We start from the raw sequence: 273 nt of genomic DNA, 5'->3' as shown, positions 1-273 counted from the left end.
GTCGTCGCCGAAGCCGCCGTCGAGGTTGTCGTTGCCCGGCCCGCCCAGGACGGTGTCGTTGCCGTAGCCGGCGCGGACGGTGTCGTTGCCGCTCAACGCGCAGATCACGTCGTTGCCGAAGCCGCCGGTGAGGGTGTCGGTGCCGGAGGTGCCGACGATCGTGCAGCCGCGGGTGTTGTTCACCGAAGTGGTGGCGGTGGCCGTGTTGTTGCCGGTGTTCGGGTCCTGCGGGGTGCTGCTGGTCGCGGAGGCCGTGTCGGTCAGGGTGCCGGT

Annotated in this window: 1 protein-coding gene; it reads right to left on the bottom strand. The window is 70.7% G+C overall.

Annotation, left to right across the window (positions count from 1 at the left end; genetic code table 11):
- The coding region (locus tag IF43_RS37630; RefSeq protein ID WP_037891786.1) for a hypothetical protein at nucleotides 1-273 on the bottom strand (273 nt) is incomplete at both ends.

It is taken from the genome of Streptomyces sp. NRRL S-87, assembly GCF_000719335.1.
In the GTDB taxonomy this organism is placed as follows: Bacteria; Actinomycetota; Actinomycetes; order Streptomycetales; family Streptomycetaceae; genus Streptomyces.
The sequence above is the reverse complement of the archived record's forward strand: the minus strand, read 5'-3'. Positions and strand labels throughout refer to the sequence as shown.